This window comes from Pseudomonas sp. Leaf129 (assembly GCF_001423465.1).
GTDB classification, from domain to species: domain Bacteria; phylum Pseudomonadota; class Gammaproteobacteria; order Pseudomonadales; family Pseudomonadaceae; genus Aquipseudomonas; species Aquipseudomonas coleopterorum.
This window is the reverse complement of the sequence record NZ_LMOC01000001.1, coordinates 778,869-797,565: the sequence shown is the minus strand read 5'-3', so window position 1 is coordinate 797,565 and position 18,697 is coordinate 778,869. Positions and strand designations below refer to the sequence as shown.

Genomic DNA, 18,697 nt, shown 5'->3' with positions numbered 1-18,697 from the left:
TTATTGTCCTCTGAAACCGGTTTCAATTTTAGGTATACGTAAGCAGTACGCAGCCGAATCGGCTCAGCGCGGCGGTGTCGAACCTCGGATGATCAGCTCTGGGGTGAAATGAAACGTCTGGGCCGGGGCCTGCGAGCCGTCCAGTCGCTCCAGCAGACACTCCAGGGCTTGCACGCCGATGGCGTGAGTGGGTTGGGCGAGGGCGGTGATGCCATCACCGACCAGGGGGTACCAGTCGAGGTCGTCGAGGGCGATCAGCCCGACGTCTTCGCAGCGGTATGAGTCCAGCGCGCGCAGCGCCAAGGTGCAGGCCAGGGCCGCGACACCGTTGGCGCAGAACAGCGCTTTGGGTCCAGAATGGGCGTCGGCGAGAAAGTCCCGCAGGCGCTCGCCGAGGTCGGCCTCGGTGAAGAAAACCGGACCACCGGCGCGCCGCTTGAACGCATCGATGCGCTCGACCCGTGAACTGGTGCCGTCCGCTGGTTCGCTGACCAGCGCGATGTGGCGATAACCGCGCTCAAGGAGGTGGTCCAGGGCCATGTCGACGGCCAGCTGGTTGTCCAGACCTACCAGATCGCTGGGCAGGTGCGCGACCTTGCGGTCGACCAGCACCATCGGCAGTTCCTGTTGCAGTTCGCGCAACTCCTCCTGATGGTGGCCCAGGGTGTTCACGATCAAGCCTTCGATGTTGTAGGCTCGCAGCGCCTGCAGCTGCTGATGTTCCTGTTCCGGATCGCGATCGGTGTTGCACACCACCAGGCTGTAGCCGTGGCGGCGGCAGGCGGTTTGCACACCGTGCATCACCGCCACCGAGTAGGGATTGCGGATGTCGGCCATGAGCATGCCGATCAGACGCGTGCGTCCACGCTTGAGGCCGCGGGCCATCTGGTTGGGACGGTAGCCCAGCTCATCGATGGCGTGAGCGATGCGCCCGGCGATGGCATCGGACAGCAGGCCACGGTCTTCGCCGATGAAGCGCGAGACGCTGGCTTTGGACACACCGGCGCGCTCGGCAACGTCGAGCATGGTCACGCGAGGGCGCGCAGTGAGGGAGAGACGTGTCACGGGCCTGGGTCCTTTTATGGATGTTATGGGCAGGCGATCGATAGTTTGAAACCGGTTTCAGGAAACACCAAATCGACGAGGTCGTCAACTGTGGACGAGGGATATTTGCATAGGCGATGAGGCCGTGCGGGGTGTGCGTTTCAAGTCTGGGACCGCAGCGCACCCTTCGCGGGCAGAGCCCGCTCCCACAGGGGATCTGCATACTCATGTGGGAGCGGGGCGGGCGGCGAGCCCTCTGCCCGCGAATCAGGCAGCGCGGTTCAGCCGGCTGCGACCACGGTGATTTCTACCAGCAGGTCCGGGGCGGCCAGGCGCGATTCCACAGTGGCGCGGGCTGGGGCGTGGCCCTCGGGGGCCCAGGCGTCCCACACCTCGTTCATGCCGGCGAAATTGGCCTGAATATCCGACAGCCACACCTGCGCGGTGACGATACGCGTCTTGTCCAGACCTGCCTGTTCCAGAAAGCTATCGATCTTGGCCAGCACCTGCGCGGTTTGCCCCTTGATGTCCAGGCTGCGGTCGGTGGCGGTCTGACCGCCCAAAAAGGTGAAGCCGTTGCACTGCACGACACGGCTCATGCGCTGATTGGTCTCGATGCGTTTGATGTCCAGCATGGTGTATTTCCTCACGAGTGGATAAGGGCTGTTGCAGGTTGTTCGAGCGTCATCGCCTGCCGGGCGAAGCGTCCGATGGAAAAGGGTTCGAGGCTGATCGGCGAGTGCTCGCCAAGAATCTGCTGGGCCAGGCGATGGCCGGTACCGGGGCCCATCTGGAAACCACTGCCGCAGAAGCCGAAGGAATAGCTCAACCGGTCGGCCTTGCCGCTGGCGCCGATCACCGGAATATCATCGGTGGTGAACGCCTCCACGCCGGCCCAGACGCGGTTGACACCCAGATGACGCAAGTGCGGAAACAGGTCGGTTACGGTGCGTGCGCTGGTGCTCAGGCGGTCCATCTGCACCTCGCCATGACGGGCGGCAAATTCCACCGACCCCACCAGCTTGCCGCCGATCACCACCGTGCCATTGGCGAACTGTTTGAACGACAGCGCTCGGCCCGTGGCTCCCAGCACAGGTGCGCAGAACGGTGCCACGCGGTGGGTGACCATGAGCATCAGGCCCTCGGGGTGCACCGGCACCGGCTCGCCGACCTGCGCCGCCAGTTGCCCGGCCCAGGCACCAGCCGTGACCACCAGATGCTCGGATTGATATCCACCCGTAGGCGTGTCCACGCGCCAGTGGTTGGCGGAACGCTCGATGCGCTGCGCCGGCGTCTGCTCCAAGATCTGCACACCCAGCCTTTGCGCTGCCAAACGGAAGGCGGTAACAGTGCGGTAGGGCACCGCGTAGCCGTCGCCGCTGACCCAGATACCGCCCACCACATGGGGCGCCACCGTAGGTACCAGCTCCAGTACCTGTTGCCGATCGATCAACACCTCATGGGTAAAACCCAAGGCCCGTAACTGCTCCACGCGCCGTTGGCACTCCTGCAACTCCGCTTCGTTCTCGGCGAGTTTCAGCTGGCCGCTGGCGACGAAGCCGCCGTCTTCGCCGAGCACGTCCTGCAGGCCGTGCCAAAGCGTTCGCGAAGCCAGTGCCAAGGGAATTTCCTCCACGTGGCGACCCAGGGTGCGCACGCCACCGGCGTTGACCCCGGAGGCATGCCGCCCGCAGTATTCGGCCTCAAGTACGGTCACCCGAACGCCGGCGCGAGCCAGGTGCAGGGCGGTGCTCAGGCCGTGAACACCACCGCCTATGACCAGCACGTCAGCGCCTTTGCGCAGAGACTCAGTCACCGGCCAGCTCTCCCAACGTGATGGGCTTGATCGGCGGCCGAATCCGGTAGTAGCCCACCTCGCCGGCCGGTACCGCGCGGGCATCGGCGATCACTTCGGTCACCGTCAGGCCACACAGCCGTCCCTGGCACGGCCCCATGCCGCAACGTCCGAACGACTTGGCCTGGTTCGGCCCGGCGCAGCCCAGGGCGACGAATTCGCGCAGTTGGCCGGCAGTGACTTCCTCGCAGCGGCAGACGATGACCTCGTCCGCCGGGATGCGATGCTCGTCGCGGGGGCGGTAAAGCACGTCGAGAAACGGCCTGATGCGCAGGTTGTCGTTCAATTCCTGGCGCAGACCCGCCCCGCTCCGGTCGCGTTGCGGCGCCCCGAGGGTGCCCAGTCGCGCTGCAATGCCCAAGGCTGCCAGCCGACCCTGGAGGGCCGCCGCCTGGGCCCCGCCGATGCCGCCGCCATCACCGGCGACGAAGACCCCCGGCACGTCCAGTTCACCCCAACTGTCCTGCAGCGGGCTGAAGCACAACTGTTGCGGATCCCAGGCATGGGTGGCCCGCAACGACTGGCTGAACTGAATGTTGGGCACCACACCTTGATGCAGCAGGACGCACCGGGTAGCGATGCGCTCGGTCTTGCCCTGAACGCTGAAACTCAGCGCCTGGGCTGAATCATTGCCTTCGACCGCAAGGGCCGTGGCACCTGTGAAATGGGGGATGCGCGCCTGGCGCAGGCTGCGCATCAGTTGCAGACCCTTGCGCAGGTAGGGCCACGCGCGCAGTGCCGAGACCAGGTGCCGCCGCGCGCGCCAATAGTCGTCGCGGTGGGTGGTGTCGACCAACGCCTTGATCGGCACGCCTGCGCGCAGGTACTGCCAGCCCAGCAGGTACAGCAACGGCCCGCAGCCGGCCAGCACCACCGGTTCGGTTGGCGCGGCGCCCGCGCTCTTGAGCAGGATCTGTGCAGCGCCCGCAGTCATCACGCCTGGCAATGTCCAGCCGGGGATGGGGAAGGGCCGCTCCATGGCGCCGGTGGCCAACAGCACCGCCCGGGCTTGCAGGGTGTGCATGCGCCCGCCGTGCAGATAACTCACCTGATGATCGCGACTCACCTGCCATACCGCGGCTTCCTTGACGTACCGCACCGACGTGTCCGCCAGCGCCTTGGCCAGCACGTTGCCATGGGTGTAGTCCGGTCCTAGCAGGTCGCGGCGGCTCAGCGGGGCCAGCGTGATGCCGCGGTAGATCTGCCCGCCAGGGCTGCCTTGCTCGTCCAGCAGCACCACGCTCAGGCCCAGTCCGGCCAGTTCGCTGGCTCCGGCCATGCCCGCCGGGCCCGCACCCACGACGACGACGTCGACCGATTCCACTGTCATGGCTGCACCTCCAGACCGGGGACCACTGGCATGTCGAAGGGCAGATCGCGAGCGCCCTCTTGGGAGCGCACCTGCATGCCCTCGGCCACATCGATCAGGCAGCTCTGCCGGTTGGGCACACCATCGATGGTGACCAGACACTCGAAACACACGCCCATCATGCAGTAGGGCGCGCGCGGCGATTCGCTCACCGGCGTGGCGCGAAAGCGCTCGATGCCGGACAGCAAGAGGGCCGCAGCGACACTGATGCCGGCCGGGACACTGAGGGGCTCGCCATTGAAGCTCAAAGTCACGCGGCGGCTACTGCGGGTTTCGCTGGCCAGCGCCTGGAACAGCGGGGCGCGGCGGGGGGCTTCAGTGGGCATGGGCAAGCACCTTGTCGCTGAGGAAGCGGTCGCCGTTGAACACGGCCAATTCGTCGGGTTGCGCACCGCCCATCACCCACGGCGCGATGCGCAGGGCATGGGCGGCGGCCAGGGTCACGCCGCTGTGGCAGGTGATCACGTAAGCGCCGGGATGAGTTGTCGACTGCTGATAGATCGGGAAACCGTCCGGGCTCATCACCCGCAATGCTCCCCAGGCGCGGATCAGGCGCACATCGCGCAGCAGCGGAAAGGTCGCCACGCCGCGCTGGGCAATCGCCGAGAGCACGCCGGTGGAAGTGCTGTCGTCGAAGCCGACTTCCTCCATGGAATCGCCCAGTTGCACCGTGCCTTCGTCGGTCTGGCGAACATTGATGGTGGGGTAGTCGAGAAACGGCTGGACCCGCTCGCTGACCAGGACCTGCCCACGGTTGGGCGCAACTGGCGCATGCAGCCCGACCTGCGCGGCGAGCCCTGGGTTGCCCAGCCCGGCGGCCAAGACTACGCGGGGCGCACAATAGGCCTGTTCGCCCGCCCAGACGCGGAAGTCGCCGGCGCTGCCTTCGATGCGCCCGATGTGCTGGCCACTGACGAAACGCGCGCCATGGCGCTGCGCCGAAGCATGTAGGGCGCGCAGAAGTTTCAGCGGGTTCACGTGGCCGTCCTGGGGCGTGTAGCTGGCGCCGACCACGGCCTTGCCGATCAGCGGCAGGCGCGCCTTGAGCTCGGTGGCGTCGAGCATCTCGAAGGGATAGTCACCAACTGCGACCTGCAACTGCCGCAGCCGGGCCTCGCGCTCCAGCAAGTCTTCATCGCTGAAACACATGTGAAAACCGCCTGGCTGCTTGAGGCTGACGTCCACGCCGCTGTCGGCCAGCAGTGCATCGCGCAGGCCGGCCCAGCGCTGCGCTGAAGACCGGGTCCAGCGCGCATAGTCGGGCAGGTTGTAGCCCTTGCCCTGTACCCAGACCAGGCCGAAATTGCCGCGCGAGGCACGAAACGCATCGTCACCCTGATCGAGCACCACTGTGTCGGCCCCTTCGCGCGCCAGGCCGTAGGCCACGGCGGTGCCTACCAGCCCGCCACCGACGACGATGACGTCGGCATTGATCGCTGCCGTCGAGCGCTTCATTTGCCTTCTCCTATGAGCACGCGGTCCAGACCCACCAGGCGATCGAGCACCAGCATCAGGATCAACGTGCCGACGATGAGCACGGTCGATACCGCCGTGATCAAGGGATCGATGGTTTGGGAAATCTGGTTGTACATCGCTACCGGCAAGGTGGTGGTGCCGGGGGTGGCGACGAAGACGGTCATGGTCAGTTCATCGAAGCTCTGGATGAACGCCAGCATCCAGCCGCCCACCACACCGGTGCGGATGCGCGGCAAAATGACTCGGCGAAATGCAGTCCAGCGTTTGGCCCCCAGCGACAGCGCGGCCTGCTCGATGTCTTTCTCCAGGCCGATGGTGGACGCCAGAGTCAGGCGCAGGGCATAGGGCAGCACGACGATGACGTGGGTCAGGCACAGCGCCCAGAACGAACCGCCGATCTGGGCGAGGGAGAAGAAGCGCAGGAAGGCGATCCCCAACACCACCGAGGGAATCATCAGGGGCGACAGCAGAAAGCCCGTGAGCGTGCCCCGGCCGGGAAAGTCGTAGCGGCTGATGGCCAAGGCTGCCGGGATGGCCAGCAACGTGGCGATGGTGGCCGAGGCCAGACCCAGCTTGATCGACAGCACGAACGCGTCGAGCATTTCCTGGTTGTCCAGCAAGGCTCTGAACCAGCGCAGCGACAGGCCATCGGTGGGCAGGGACAGGTACCCCTTGTCGGTGAACGCCATGGCCATCACGACCAGCAACGGGGCGACGATGAAGGCGATGAACAGGATATGGAACAGCAGCGAGAAAAAACCGTTCTTGTGCATGGCGGCCTACTCGAAGACTTGCTTGAAGCGGCGCTCGGCCAGCTTGCTGCAACCCAGGATGATGATCAGATTGGCCACCAGCAGCAGCACGGCGATCGCCGCGCCCAGGGGCCAGTTGAGGGTGCCGAGGAACTCGTCGTAGGCGGCGGTGGCGACGACTTTGAGGCGCCGTCCGCCGATGATCGCCGGGGTGGCGAAGGCCGAGGCGGCCAGGGCGAAGACAATGATCGAGCCGGAGAGAATGCCCGGCATGATCTGCGGCACGATGATGCGCCGGAACACGGTCAGGCGCGATGCGCCCAGGGACAGACCGGCCCATTCGACTTGCAGGTCCAGACGCTGCAAGGTGGCCCATACCGCGATCACCATGAACGGCACCAGCACGTGGGTCAGGGCGATGATCACGCCCACCTGGGTGAACAGGATCTTCACCGGTTGGTCGGTGATGCCCAGGGCCTGCAAGGCATCGTTGATCAAACCGTTGTTGCCCAGCAGAATCGCCCAGCCCAAGGTCCGTACCACCACTGAAATCAGCAACGGACCCAGCACCACCAGCAGGAAGGTCGAACGCCAGCGCGGCGCCATGCGCGCGATGATGATGGTTTCCGGGACGCCAAGCACGACGCACAGCAGTGTGACCGCCAAGGCCATGGCCCCGGTGCGCAGGAAAATCTCGAGGAAATAGTCGTCCTTGAACACCTCGATGTAGTTGGCCAGGCTGTACACCGGAAGCACGCCCTCGGTGTCGCTGAACAGGTTCAACGAAAGCAGTGCGGTCAGCAGCAACGGCGCCAGCAACAGGGCGATGAACACCAGCAGGGCAGGGCCGCTGAGCAGCCAGGGCGCTGCGCCAACGTGTTCGGCGTCATACCTGGCCATGGGCAGCCTCCCGATCGAGCAGCCGCAGGTCATCGTCCGACCAGTCCAGGCCGACTTCGCTGCCTTCGGCCGGCGGCACGTGGCCCAGGTTCGGCTGGGTCATGTGGACTAATCCGAAATGACTGTCCACGGCAATCAACCACAGGTTGCCGAGGAACACCCGCAGGGCGATCCGACCGTTGATGCGGCCCAGGCCAGGTTCGGTCAGGCGGATTTTCTCGGGGCGGATGTACACGTTGACGTCCTGACTCAGGGAGCGGTCCTCGTGGGGCACATGCAGCAAGGTGTCGCGCACCTGCACGTGGCAGCAGCGCTCGTTGCGCAGCTGCACGGCACCGGCGAAGGCGTTGGTCTTGCCGAGGAAGGCCGACGCGAACGGCGAATGAGGTCGTTCATAGGCCTCGAAGGGCGTATCGATCTGCACGATGCGGCCGCGCTGCATGACAGCGATGCGGTCGCTCATGGTCATCGCCTCGACCTGATCATGGGTCACCAGAATGGTGGTGATACCCAGCTCGCGCTGGATCGCCCGCAGCTCGATGTGCATTTCTTCGCGCAGCTTGGCATCCAGGTTGGACATCGGTTCGTCGAGCAACAGCAGGTTGGGGCGGATCGCCAGAGCACGGGCAATCGCCACCCGCTGACGCTGGCCACCGGACAGGGCCTTGGGGTAGCGCTCACCCAGCCCGCCGAGCCGCACCAGTTCCAGTGCCTCGGCCACGCGCCTGGCGCGCTCGGCCCTGGCCATGCCACGCATTTCCAGGCCGAAGCTGATGTTCTGCGCCACCGTCATGTGCGGGAACAGCGCGTAGCTCTGGAAAACGATGCCCAGGCCGCGATCTTCCGGGCGGACGTGGGTGATGTCGCGGCCGTCGAGGACAATGCGGCCTTGAGTGGGCTGCACGAATCCAGCGATCGATTGCAGGGTCGTGGTCTTGCCACACCCGGAAGGGCCGAGCAGGGCGACGAACTCGCCGTGCTGCACTTCCAGGCTCAAACCGTCGATGGCCTTGAACGTACCGTAGTTCTTGACGAGGCCTTCCAGTGTCAAAAATGCCATGGCGTTGCCACGCAGGCGTGCGCCTGCGGCTCCAAGAGAGGATCGGGAGAAATCGAACGGCGCGGGTGTATCAGCGTTCGACGGTACGGTTCCAGCGCGTGGTCCATTCGCTGCGCTGCTGGTTGATCGTCTCCCAATCGACCTTGATCAAGGCGCTGACCTTGTCCGGACCGTAGGGCATGCGCGCGGCAAGTTCGGGGCTCAACTGAACGGTCTTGTTGACCGGCGCGAAACCGTTCTCGCGGGCCTGAATGGCCTGAACCTCGGGCGACAGCACGTACTGGATGAAGGCCTGCGACAACGCCGGCTCGGCATTGGGTGTCACGCCGCAGGCGGCGAGCAGCAAGGCCACGCCGCCTTCCTTGGGATAGATGAACTTGAGTGGGAAGCCGGTGCCCTGCAGGGCCACGGCGCGGCCGCTGCCATAGACGGCCATGACCACGTCGCCGTTCTGCATCATGCCGTCCATTTCCCCGGGTGCCGACACCCAAGCCAGAACGTTTGGGCCGATCTCGTCCTTGAGGGCCTTGAACCCGGGGTCGATGTTGTTCTCGCCGCCACCGCGCAGGCGGGCCATTTCCACCAGGGTGTGCAGGCCGTAGGTATTGGTCACCGGCGGCATGCCGAGCAATTGCTTGTAGCGAGGGTCAGCGAGGTCTTCCCAGGAATCGGGTGCCTCCCAGCCGCGCTTCTTGAAGGCTTCCTCGTTGTAGCCGATCCCGGTGGCGACCATGCCGATGCCGGTGGCTTGCGAACTGAGGCGGGCCAGCGGGTATAGCTCCTGGTACACGGGCGCCTCGCTGAGTTCGCCACACAGGCCCTGCTGCAGCGCCTGGTACATGGGGCCGTCGTCCATCATGGCGACGTTGATCTGCTGGCGGCCTTTCTGCGCTTGCAACTTGGCCAGGGTTTCCGTGGAGTTTCCGGCCACGTAGACCACCTTGACGTCGTGCAGCTTTTCGAACGCCGGAATGATCTTGCTCTTGTACATCTGTTCGGTCGAGCCGCCGACACCGGCGACATAGAGGGTAGGGGCGGCGTGGGCGCCGGTGCTGGTCAGCGCCGCGACAGCGAGGGCGACGCGCAGGACGGTGACGCGAAAGGACGGTTGTTGGCTATTCACAGACTATCTCCGAAGTGCAGGGGGCAGATCGAACAATGCGTCGGTCGCTCCGGCGAACCGGGGCCACGCATGCGCTGTGCATGCTCCCGGCCGTAAGCCTCGCCGGGGTAACGCATCTTGGTGTGCGCTAGGTGCTGCTGGGCTTGAGTATTGCGAGGGCGGCGGTATATGGTCAAATACGGATATCTGGCCTAGTCATGCATATTTGATATGGAGGCGTCAGTGAACCTGAGGCAGATCGAAGCGTTTCGCAGCGTGATGCGCATGGGCTCGATGACAGCGGCAGCCGATGTGCTGTACACCTCGCAACCCAATGTCAGCCGACTGATCGCGCAATTGGAGTTGAGTACCGGACTGACCCTGTTCAAGCGTGCCGGGGTGCGACTGATCCCTACCCAGGAGGGAAGGGCGTTCTTTCAGGAGGTGGAGCGGGCGTTCGTCGGGCTCGACAGCCTCAAGCACTCGGCCAAGAACATTCGCAACCTGGGCACTGGACGGCTGCGCGTCGCGGCGGTGCCTTCCATGGGCATGAGCGTGATTCCGGAGGTACTCAAGACCTTCACCTCGACCCGTCCGGAATTGACGGTGTCGCTGCACGTCAACTCGTCGCAGACCGTCGAGCAATGGGTGAAATCGCAATTCTGCGAGATCGGCATCGTGGTGCATCCGGGCGATGTGGTGAACCATCAGGTCGAGTTGTTGGCCGAGGTTCCCGCGGTCTGCGTATTACCAGCGGCCCATCCACTGGCCCAGCGCGAGAGCATCACCTTCGGCGATCTGCACCAGCAGCCGTTCGTGTCGTTGTGCCACGGTGATGGCACTCGGGCCTTGGTCGACAGGTTGTTCGAGCAGGCCGGCGTCGAGCGAGTGATGGCGGTGGAAGCTCAGTACGGCGCAATCAACTGCGAAATGGTCGCCCATGGCATGGGCATCACCTTGGTACACCCGTTGGTGGCCAGGGATTACCTGCACAGGGAGATCGTGGTTCGGCCATTTCGCCCGGACATTCTTCTGCCCACCTACGTAATATGGCCGCACACGGAGAACCGTACCCTGCTGGCCGAGGATTTCATCGACACCTTGAAGGCGTATTTTCGCCAATTGACGAAATCCTTCTAACGCGCCGCCGCATCGGCATGGACCGACCCCCTGTAGCAGCGGCGCGAGCCGCGTCCGGGCCCTGCGTTTTTTCAGACACACCGCATGTGACGCCGACGCGGCTTGCGCCGCTGCTACAGGAAGAAGGGGCGTTACATCACCTGGTCGGACAACGGAACGGCGTGGGCCATGTCTTCGGCCCGGGCCTGGGCCTTGTGCAAGGTAACCGGGATCGATTTGGCGGCCGGTACCTTGCTCTTGCTCGCGTAATGCCACAAGGGAATCAACGCGTTGCATTCGGGGTAGTAGGCGCCCGCACAATTGATCGGAATGTCGTAAGCGATGATCTGCATCGGCCCCACCTCGCGCCGCACTCCAGGCTCGATGGCGGTGCGGATGGAGACCCAGTCACCGGGATGGAAGCCCAACCGAACGACGTCATTGCGATTCAGGAAGATCACGCTGCGCGTGCCCTTGACCCCGCGGAAGCGGTCTTCGTAGCCATACACCGTGGTGTTGAATTGATCGTTGCTGCGCAGGGTCATCAGCTGCAATACATCGCGCTGATCACTGTTCTGCGAGATGTCATCGTCTTCGTCCAGGGTCTTGGCCGTGACGAACTGAGCCTTGCCCGAGGGCGTGGTCCACTTGCGCTCGCAGGCACCCAAGGGGCGGTGGAAGCCACCTGGTTCCCACATTCGTTTCTCCATGTCATGGAAAATCTCCGGGTAGGTCTGAGCGATGGCCTCGCGCACGCGGGCATAGTCCTGACGCCACAGCTCCCACGGAATCTGCTCGCGACCACTGAGGGTCGCCTGAGCCAGGCCGGCGATGATCGCCAGCTCCGCGCGCAAGTGCTCGCTGGCCGGTTCCGCACGACCTTCCCAGGCGCGGATGCAACCGGTGCTGTCCTCGGTGGTGTAGACCTGACGGCGACCGTCCTGCACGTCGCTTTCGATCCGACCCAGGCAAGGCAGCAGCCAGCCATGCTGGCCCGGGAACAGGTGGGTGCGGTTGAGTTTGGTGGCGATCTGCACGTTCAGCGTAAGGTCGGCCCACGCCGGCTCGATGCGATCGGTGTCGGGTACGGCGCGCAGGAAGTTGCCGCCCAGGCCGATGAAGCCCTTCACCGTCCCAGCGACGATGCCCTCGCAGGCGTCCACCGTGGCCATGCCTTTCTTCTTCGGCACCTGGATGCCGAACAGCGATTCGATCTTGTCTGCGGGGACTTTCGCCGGGTCCTCGGTGATGCCTACGGTCCGTTGGCCCTGCACATTGGAATGCCCGCGCACAGGGCAGATGCCAGCGCCGGGCTTGCCGATGTTGCCGCGCAACAGCAGCAGGTTGACCAGCATCTGCACGTTCTGCACGCCATGCCGGTGCTGGGTCAGGCCCATGCCGTAGATGATCATCACCCGCTCGCTGCGGGCATAGACGGTGGCGGCGGCTTCCAATGCCGCGCGTTTGAGGCCGCTGCGTTCCTCCAGGGTGATCCACTCATGCTGGTCTACCTGAGCCAGGAACGCGTCCACGCCTTCGGTATGTTCGGCGATGAAAGCGTGATCGATCACCGCTGGCCGACCCTCGGCCTGTGCCGCCCGATCCATGGCCAGCAGCGCCTTGGCAATGCCCATCACCGCCGCGGTGTCGCCGCCGATTGCCACTTGGTGATATTGCGTGCTGATCACCGTGGAATCGGGACCGAGCATTTCCACGGGCGATTGCGGATTGACGAAACGCTCCAGGCCACGCTCGCGCAGCGGGTTGAAACTGATGATCGGCACCTGACGCTTGCGTGCTTCCTGCAACGGGTGAAGCATGCGCGGGCTGTTACTGCCCACGTTCTGACCGAAGAAAAAGATACAGTCGGTGCGCTCGAAATCATTCAGGGACACCGTGCCGACCGGCACGCCGATGCTTTCTTGCAAGCCGACCGAGGTGCTTTCGTGGCACATGTTCGAACTGTCGGGCAGGTTGTTGGTGCCGTAGGCGCGCGCCAGCAGCTGGTACATGAACGAGGTTTCCAGCGAGGCACGCCCCGAGGCGTAGAAGATCACGCTGTCGGGTTCCAGCCCACGCAGTTGCTCACCGATCCCGCGGTACGCCTCTTCCCAGGTGGTGGTCACGTAGCGGTCGCTGGTTGCGTCATAGCGCATCGGGTGGGTCAGACGGCCGTGGCGTTCGAGTTCGTAATCGCTCCAGGTCCGCAGCTCGGTCAGGCTGTGCTTGGCAAACAGTTCGGGACCGGTGCGCAATGCAGTCAGCTCCCAGGCGGTCGCCTTCGCGCCGTTCTCGCAGAATTCCAGGGCGTGGGGATTGCCCGGCTTGGCCCAGGCGCAACTGACACAGGCGAAGCCGTCGGGCTTGTTCTGCTTGAGCAATGCCAAGGGACCCTTGCCCAGCGCCTGTTGACGCCAGAGGATGTTCATCACCGAAAACGCCGATCCCCAGCCTCCAGAGGACGAGCTATAGGGTTGGTAGCGGGCTTTGGGATGAATGATCTGCATGGTCGTGGTCCTTGGCTATGGAAGCCCCGTGACGAGGGGCCTGCATTTACGACGGTGCAGGATTGGCAAAGGTTCGAAGCGCTTTATTCCCGGCGGTGTGCCGGCCTTCCCGCGGCTAGCGCAAAAGATAGGGAAGCGCGCGTATGGCTGGCGTCAGGGCGGCGATTGCGCTAAAACCGATGGCACCCTTTGGCAAAGGCGTCTATTTTGAATGCAAAATACAATAAGCAAGGGAGAAACAGCATGACCAGCTCCGCCAAACGCCCTATAAAGGTCCCGTTCACCGGCCCGGCACTGCTTGCCACGCCGTTGCTCAACAAGGGCACTGCCTTCACCGCTCAGGAACGCGATGTCCTGCATCTGCAAGGCCTGCTGCCGCAACAGATCGAAACCATCGACCAGCAATGCGAGCGCGCCTATCACCAGTTCCAGGCCTGCTCGACCGATCTGGAACGCCACGTGCTGCTGCGCTCGATCCAGGATTCCAACGAAACCCTGTTCTACCGCCTGGTCGATGACCACATCGACGAGATGCTGCCGATTATCTATACCCCGACCGTCGGCAAGGCCTGCCAGGAATTTTCACGCATCTACCGCAGCCATCGCGGTTTGTTCATCAGCATCGACGACGTCGAACGCATGGACGAGATTCTCAACAACGTGACCAAGGACAATGTCAAGGTCATCGTCGTCAGCGACTGCGAGCGCATCCTTGGTCTGGGCGACCAGGGCGTGGGCGGGATGGGCATCCCCATCGGCAAGCTGTCGCTGTACACCGCGTGCGGTGGTATCAGCCCGGCCTATACCTTGCCGGTGGTGCTGGACGTGGGCACCAACAACCCCGAGCGGCTGGCCGATCCGCTGTATTTCGGACGTCGCGAGGAACGTGTGCGCGGCGAGCGCTACGAAGCGTTCGTGCAGGCCTTTGTCGAGGGCGTGCAGCGCCGCTGGCCGGAGGCGATCCTGCAATTCGAGGATTTCGCCCTGAGCAATGCCATGCCCCTGCTGGAGCGTTTTCGCGATCAGCTGTGCTGCTTCAACGATGACATCCAAGGCACCGCCGCGGTCACCGTGGGCACCTTGCTGGCCGCGTGCAAGGTCAAAGGCCAGAAACTCTCCGAGCAGACCGTGGCCTTCGTCGGCGCCGGCTCTGCTGGCTGTGGCATCGCCGAGCAGATCATCACCGCCATGCAGCTGGAAGGCTTGAGCGACAGCGAGGCCCGCAGCCGGGTCTATCTGCTCAACAGCAAGGGGCTGCTGACCGATCGCCAGCCCGACCTCTACGACTTTCAGCAGCGCCTGGCCCACGGCAGCGAGAGCCTGACGTCCTGGTCGTTCGCCGGACAGTGGCCAACCCTGCTGGAAGTGGTCAGCAACGCCAAGCCGAGCGTGCTGATCGGCGTCTCCGGCAAGGCCGGGCTGTTCACCGAAGAAGTGGTGAAGACACTTTACCAGCATTGCTCCAAGCCGATCGTCATGCCGTTGTCCAACCCGACCTCGCAGATCGAAGCCCACCCCAAGGACATCCTGCAGTGGACCGAGGGCAATGCACTGGTGGCCACTGGCAGTCCGTTCCTGCCGATCGAGGTGCTGGGTCGTACATTTCCCATCGCCCAGTGCAACAACTCCTACATCTTCCCCGGTGTCGGGTTGGGCGCCATTGCCAGTCGGGCCACGCGCATCACCGACGGCATGCTCATGGCTTCGGCCCAGGCGCTGGCCGACAGCGCAGCGCCAGGGCAGATGCTGCCACCGCTGCGCGACGTGCAGTCGGTCAGCAAGCGCATCGCCCTGGCCGTAGGCCTGGCCGCACAGAAGGATGGTGTGGCAGCGCCGATGGATGAAGCCGCACTGCGCGAAGCGATCGAGGTGCATTTCTGGAAGCCGGAATACCGCGCCTACGAACGCCAGCCGTTGTAACCGCCAGACTCAGGCCAGGTTGTGGCTCTTCATCCAGCCCAACCCGGCCTCGGTGCCGCTCAACGGTTTGTACTCGCAACCGACCCAGCCCTGGTAGCCGATCCGGTCCAGGTGCTGGAACAGGAATCGAAAGTTGATTTCCCCGGTGCCCGGTTCGTGCCGGCCGGGGTTGTCCGCCAGTTGTACGTGGCCGATGGCAGGCAGGTGCGCCTGCAGCGTGCGCGCCAGATCTCCCTCCATCACCTGCATGTGATAGATGTCGTATTGCAGAAACAGATTCTCGTGGCCCACCTGTTCCCGAATCGCCAGCGCTTGCTGGGTGCCACTCAGATAGAAACCTGGCATGTCGCGGGTGTTGATCATTTCCATGACCAAGCGAATACCGTGAGCCGCCAGTGCCTCGCTGGCATAGCGCAGATTGTCGACCAGGGTCTGCTGCACCTGTTGCGGATCGCTGCCTGACGGCGCGATACCGGCCAGACAATTGATTCGGGTATTGCCCAGCACCTTGGCGTACTCGATGGCCGTGGCCACGCCAGCGCGAAACTCCTCGCGGCGATCGGGCAAACAGGCAATGCCGCGCTCGCCATTGTCCCAGTCGCCAGGTGGCAGGTTGAACAGCACCTGGGTCAGGCCATGGTGCTGCAACCGCGCTTTGATCTCAGTACTGTCGAATGCGTACGGAAACAGGAACTCCACCCCGCGAAAGCCCGCCCGTGCAGCGAGGGCGAAACGGTCGAGAAAGGCATGTTCGGTGAACAGCATGGAAAGGTTGGCACACAGGCGCGGCATGGCAGGCTCCTTCTGTCAGGGAGCGCAGTGACCGTCCTGGCGTGTCACCGCGCACATCCGTGCCATCCTACGCCTACCAGGGCGTCAGCGGGTCATTTGGGCATCGCCACGGCGGTGGTGACGGGATTGGCCGGCAGGTCGTAGACGAACCGGTTCTGCGGGCGCATGCGGAACGACAGCACCACACCGATGGCCAACAGCACGATGCTGACCATGAACGGCAGCTGCCAATTGCCGAACTTGTCGATCAGCAGTCCGGCGGCCACCGGGCTGATGATCGCGGCCATGGCCGAGCCGGTGTTCATCATGCCGCTGGCGGTGCCGCAGTGGTCCGGCGCGATGTCCATGGGGATGGCCCACATCGGGCCGATGGTCATCTCGGAAAAGAAGAACGCAATGGCAAGGCAGGCCAGGGACACGTACATGTCATGGGTGAACATCAGCGGCAGCAGTGCCACCAGGGTCAGGGACAGGCAGATGGCGACCATCAGGCTGCGGGCCCGGTTGAGGTTGCCGGTGCGCTTGTAGATGCGGTCGCTGACGATGCCGCCCAGGGTATCGCCCACCACGCCGCCGAAGAACACGGTGGAGGCGAAGATGGCGGTGTTCTTCAGGTCCAGGCCCATGTTCATGAAGTACATCGGCACCCAGCTCAGCAGCAGCCACAGGGTCCAGCCGTAGCAGAAGTAGACGATGGTGACCGGCGCCATGCGCCGGAACAGCCGTCCCCAGGGCAACTTGCGGGTGTTCTTGGGCTTGGGCGGGGGCAGGGCGGCGAGTTCCACCTGGGTCATGCGCGGGTGATCCTTGGGTTGTTCGGTGAACACCAGTGCCCACAGCACCACCCAGACAAAACTGATGCCGGCGCAGACGTAGAACGATTCGCGCCAGCCATACGCCGCCATCACGGCGACCATCGCTGCAGGTGCCAACGCATTGCCCAGGCGGGCGAAGGCGTGGGTGATGCCCTGGGCGAAACCGCGGTTCTCCTTGCCGACCCAGCGTGACATCGCTGCAGTGGCGGCAGGGAAGGTCGCGCCTTCGCCCAACCCCAGCAGGACCCGCGCCACCAGCAGCGAGACGAAGCCGCCTGCCATGCCGGTGAGCACCGTCGCGCTGGCCCAGATCAGCCCGCACACCACCAGGGTGCGCTTGGCGCCGAAACGGTCGCTGACCCAGCCGCCGATGATCTGGAACACCAGATACGGGTAGGCGAAGGCCGAGAAGACGATGCCGATTTCGGTCTTGCTGAGGTTGAATTCCTTGCCGAAACCGACCGCCGCGGTGCTGACGTTGACCCGGTCCAGGTAGGTGATGAAATACATGGCGCACAGCATGACGAGCACCACAGTAGTAGGGCGCAGATATAACCGCTTCATGTTCTATCTCCAGTTTCTTATTGTTTACGCCCGCAGGCGTTGAGTCGGGATAGTCAGTCGCATGAGCGCCAGCCTGAGCGGCGGCGCCGTTGATGTCATTCGCGGCGCAGCGGCACGTGTTGCCCGGCCAGATAATCCATTGCCGCCAGTACGCCGCTGGCCTCAAGCTTCACCCCGGCCATCTGCAGGCCCATCTCGCACCCGCTCAGGGTTGCCATCAGGGTCAGGTCGTTGCAGTCGCCCAAGTGGCCGATGCGGAACATGCGCCCCTTGAGTTTGCCCAGGCCGGTACCCAGGGACATGTCGAAGCGCTCATAGATGGTCTTGCGCACCTGGTCTGCGTCGACGCCTTCAGGCGTCATGACCCCGGTGAGCACCGGACTGTAGACGCTGGTGTCGGCGCACTGAATGGGCAGGCCCCAGGCCTGCACGGCGGTGCGGCAGGCGTGGGCGAGGCGTTGGTGCCGGGCGAAGACATTGTCCAGGCCCTCGCCGAGGATCATGTCCAGCGCTTCGGACAATCCATAGAGCAGGTTGGTGTTAGGGGTGTAGGGCCAGTAACCGGTCTTGTTCATCTCGATGATTTCGTCCCAGGCCCAGAAGCTGCGGGGCAATCCACCGCGCTGGCTGGCTTCGATGGCTTTAGGCGATAGGGCGTTGAAACTGATGCCCGGTGGCAGCATGAGACCTTTCTGCGAGCCGGAAATGGTCACGTCGACGCCCCATTCGTCGTGGCGATAGTCGGCCGAAGCCAGACCGGAGATGGTGTCCACGAGCAGCAGCGCCGGATGGCCGGCGGCATCGATGGCCTGGCGCACGGCGGGAATATCGGAAGTCACGCCGGTGCTGGTTTCATTGTGGACCACGCACACCGCCTTGATCTGGTGCTCGCTGTCCTGTTCCAGGCGGGCCTGGATCATGTCGGCGCGTACGCCACCACGCCAGCCTTCGATGCCTGGCAGGCCGATGAACTCTGGCTCGAGCCCCAAGCTGACGGCCATCTTCTGCCAGAGGCTGGCGAAATGACCGGTCTCGAACATCAACACCTGATCACCCGCGCTCAGCGTATTGCACAGTGCGGCCTCCCAGGCGCCGGTGCCGGAGGCGGGGTAGATGATCACTGGGTGACGGGTCTTGAAGATCTGCTGGATGCCCGCGAGCACCTTGAGGCCGAGCTGGCCGAACTCGGGCCCGCGGTGATCGATGGTCGGGTAGCTCATGGCACGAAGGATGCGATCGGGCACCGGGCTGGGCCCGGGGATCTGCAGGAAGTGACGGCCGGCAGGATGGAAATCGAGCTTGAGCATGGGGTAATCCTTTTGTTGTTGTATTTTGAATGCAAAATTACATTAGCAGTTGGTCACCCTGTGTCAAACGGCTCGTTTGCGCTAATATCGAGTCGAATTCGTGCTTTTAAGAATA

16 protein-coding genes are annotated in these 18,697 nt (G+C 64.0%); 2 read left to right on the top strand and 14 right to left on the bottom strand.

What is annotated here, in order from left to right; translation table 11 throughout:
- Positions 1–63: 63 nt before the first annotated feature.
- The 10 genes from ASF66_RS03525 to ASF66_RS03480 all read right to left on the bottom strand — a co-directional run bounded on the left by ASF66_RS03525 (position 64) and on the right by ASF66_RS03480 (position 9,579).
- Positions 64–1,026, bottom strand: a complete 963-nt coding sequence (locus ASF66_RS03525) for a LacI family DNA-binding transcriptional regulator (RefSeq protein WP_056842749.1) — start codon at positions 1,024–1,026, stop codon at positions 64–66.
- Between the two features lie 299 nt (positions 1,027–1,325).
- Positions 1,326–1,679, bottom strand: a complete 354-nt coding sequence (locus ASF66_RS03520) for a RidA family protein (RefSeq protein WP_049859546.1) — start codon at positions 1,677–1,679, stop codon at positions 1,326–1,328.
- A gap of 11 nt (positions 1,680–1,690) precedes the next feature.
- Positions 1,691–2,860 carry an NAD(P)/FAD-dependent oxidoreductase gene (locus ASF66_RS03515; protein ID WP_056842748.1) on the bottom strand — a complete coding sequence of 390 codons (1,170 nt, stop codon included), beginning with the start codon at positions 2,858–2,860 and terminating at the stop codon, positions 1,691–1,693.
- A complete protein-coding gene (locus ASF66_RS03510) occupies positions 2,853–4,229 on the bottom strand; it encodes an FAD/NAD(P)-dependent oxidoreductase (RefSeq protein ID WP_056842747.1) in 1,377 nt (458 codons plus the stop codon). The genes ASF66_RS03515 and ASF66_RS03510 overlap by 8 nt, the downstream gene beginning before the upstream one ends.
- Complete coding sequence (locus tag ASF66_RS03505; protein ID WP_056842746.1) at positions 4,226–4,594, bottom strand: (2Fe-2S)-binding protein; 369 nt, start codon at positions 4,592–4,594, stop codon at positions 4,226–4,228. Before ASF66_RS03505 ends, ASF66_RS03510 begins: the two co-directional genes overlap by 4 nt.
- Positions 4,584–5,723: an NAD(P)/FAD-dependent oxidoreductase gene (locus ASF66_RS03500; protein WP_056842745.1), complete on the bottom strand. Its 1,140-nt coding sequence runs from the start codon at positions 5,721–5,723 to the stop codon at positions 4,584–4,586. The genes ASF66_RS03505 and ASF66_RS03500 overlap by 11 nt, the downstream gene beginning before the upstream one ends.
- On the bottom strand, positions 5,720–6,517 hold the full coding sequence (locus ASF66_RS03495; protein ID WP_056842744.1) for an ABC transporter permease: 798 nt from the start codon (positions 6,515–6,517) through the stop codon (positions 5,720–5,722). Before ASF66_RS03495 ends, ASF66_RS03500 begins: the two co-directional genes overlap by 4 nt.
- Before the next feature lie 6 nt (positions 6,518–6,523).
- Entirely contained in the window at positions 6,524–7,396 is an 873-nt protein-coding gene (locus ASF66_RS03490; RefSeq protein ID WP_056842743.1) for an ABC transporter permease, read from the bottom strand.
- Positions 7,383–8,456, bottom strand: coding sequence for an ABC transporter ATP-binding protein (locus ASF66_RS03485; protein ID WP_056842742.1), 1,074 nt, complete (start codon positions 8,454–8,456; stop codon positions 7,383–7,385). The genes ASF66_RS03490 and ASF66_RS03485 overlap by 14 nt, the downstream gene beginning before the upstream one ends.
- 70 nt (positions 8,457–8,526) lie before the next feature.
- Positions 8,527–9,579, bottom strand: a complete 1,053-nt coding sequence (locus ASF66_RS03480) for an ABC transporter substrate-binding protein (protein WP_056842741.1) — start codon at positions 9,577–9,579, stop codon at positions 8,527–8,529.
- Between the two features lie 222 nt (positions 9,580–9,801).
- Between ASF66_RS03480 and ASF66_RS03475 the strand changes: the two genes are divergently transcribed.
- Positions 9,802–10,698 carry a LysR substrate-binding domain-containing protein gene (locus ASF66_RS03475; RefSeq protein ID WP_049859555.1) on the top strand — a complete coding sequence of 299 codons (897 nt, stop codon included), beginning with the start codon at positions 9,802–9,804 and terminating at the stop codon, positions 10,696–10,698.
- A 131-nt stretch (positions 10,699–10,829) separates the two neighbouring features.
- On the opposite strand, the gene ASF66_RS03470 is transcribed toward ASF66_RS03475, so the two are convergent.
- On the bottom strand, positions 10,830–13,184 hold the full coding sequence (locus ASF66_RS03470) for an FdhF/YdeP family oxidoreductase (RefSeq protein WP_056842740.1): 2,355 nt from the start codon (positions 13,182–13,184) through the stop codon (positions 10,830–10,832).
- Positions 13,185–13,427: 243 nt separating this feature from the next.
- Between ASF66_RS03470 and ASF66_RS03465 the strand changes: the two genes are divergently transcribed.
- Positions 13,428–15,104, top strand: coding sequence for an NAD-dependent malic enzyme (locus ASF66_RS03465; RefSeq protein ID WP_056842739.1), 1,677 nt, complete (start codon positions 13,428–13,430; stop codon positions 15,102–15,104).
- Between the two features lie 9 nt (positions 15,105–15,113).
- Here the strand turns inward: ASF66_RS03465 and hyi are convergent, their stop codons facing one another.
- The 3 genes from hyi to ASF66_RS03450 all read right to left on the bottom strand — a co-directional run bounded on the left by hyi (position 15,114) and on the right by ASF66_RS03450 (position 18,582).
- Entirely contained in the window at positions 15,114–15,896 is a 783-nt protein-coding gene (hyi, locus tag ASF66_RS03460; RefSeq protein ID WP_056842738.1) for a hydroxypyruvate isomerase, read from the bottom strand.
- A gap of 92 nt (positions 15,897–15,988) precedes the next feature.
- Positions 15,989–17,275: an MFS transporter gene (locus ASF66_RS03455; protein WP_056842737.1), complete on the bottom strand. Its 1,287-nt coding sequence runs from the start codon at positions 17,273–17,275 to the stop codon at positions 15,989–15,991.
- Between the two features lie 95 nt (positions 17,276–17,370).
- The gene (locus tag ASF66_RS03450) at positions 17,371–18,582 is read right to left on the bottom strand and encodes a pyridoxal-phosphate-dependent aminotransferase family protein (RefSeq protein ID WP_056842736.1); all 1,212 of its coding nucleotides are present in this window, start codon (positions 18,580–18,582) and stop codon (positions 17,371–17,373) included.
- Positions 18,583–18,697 lie beyond the last annotated feature (115 nt).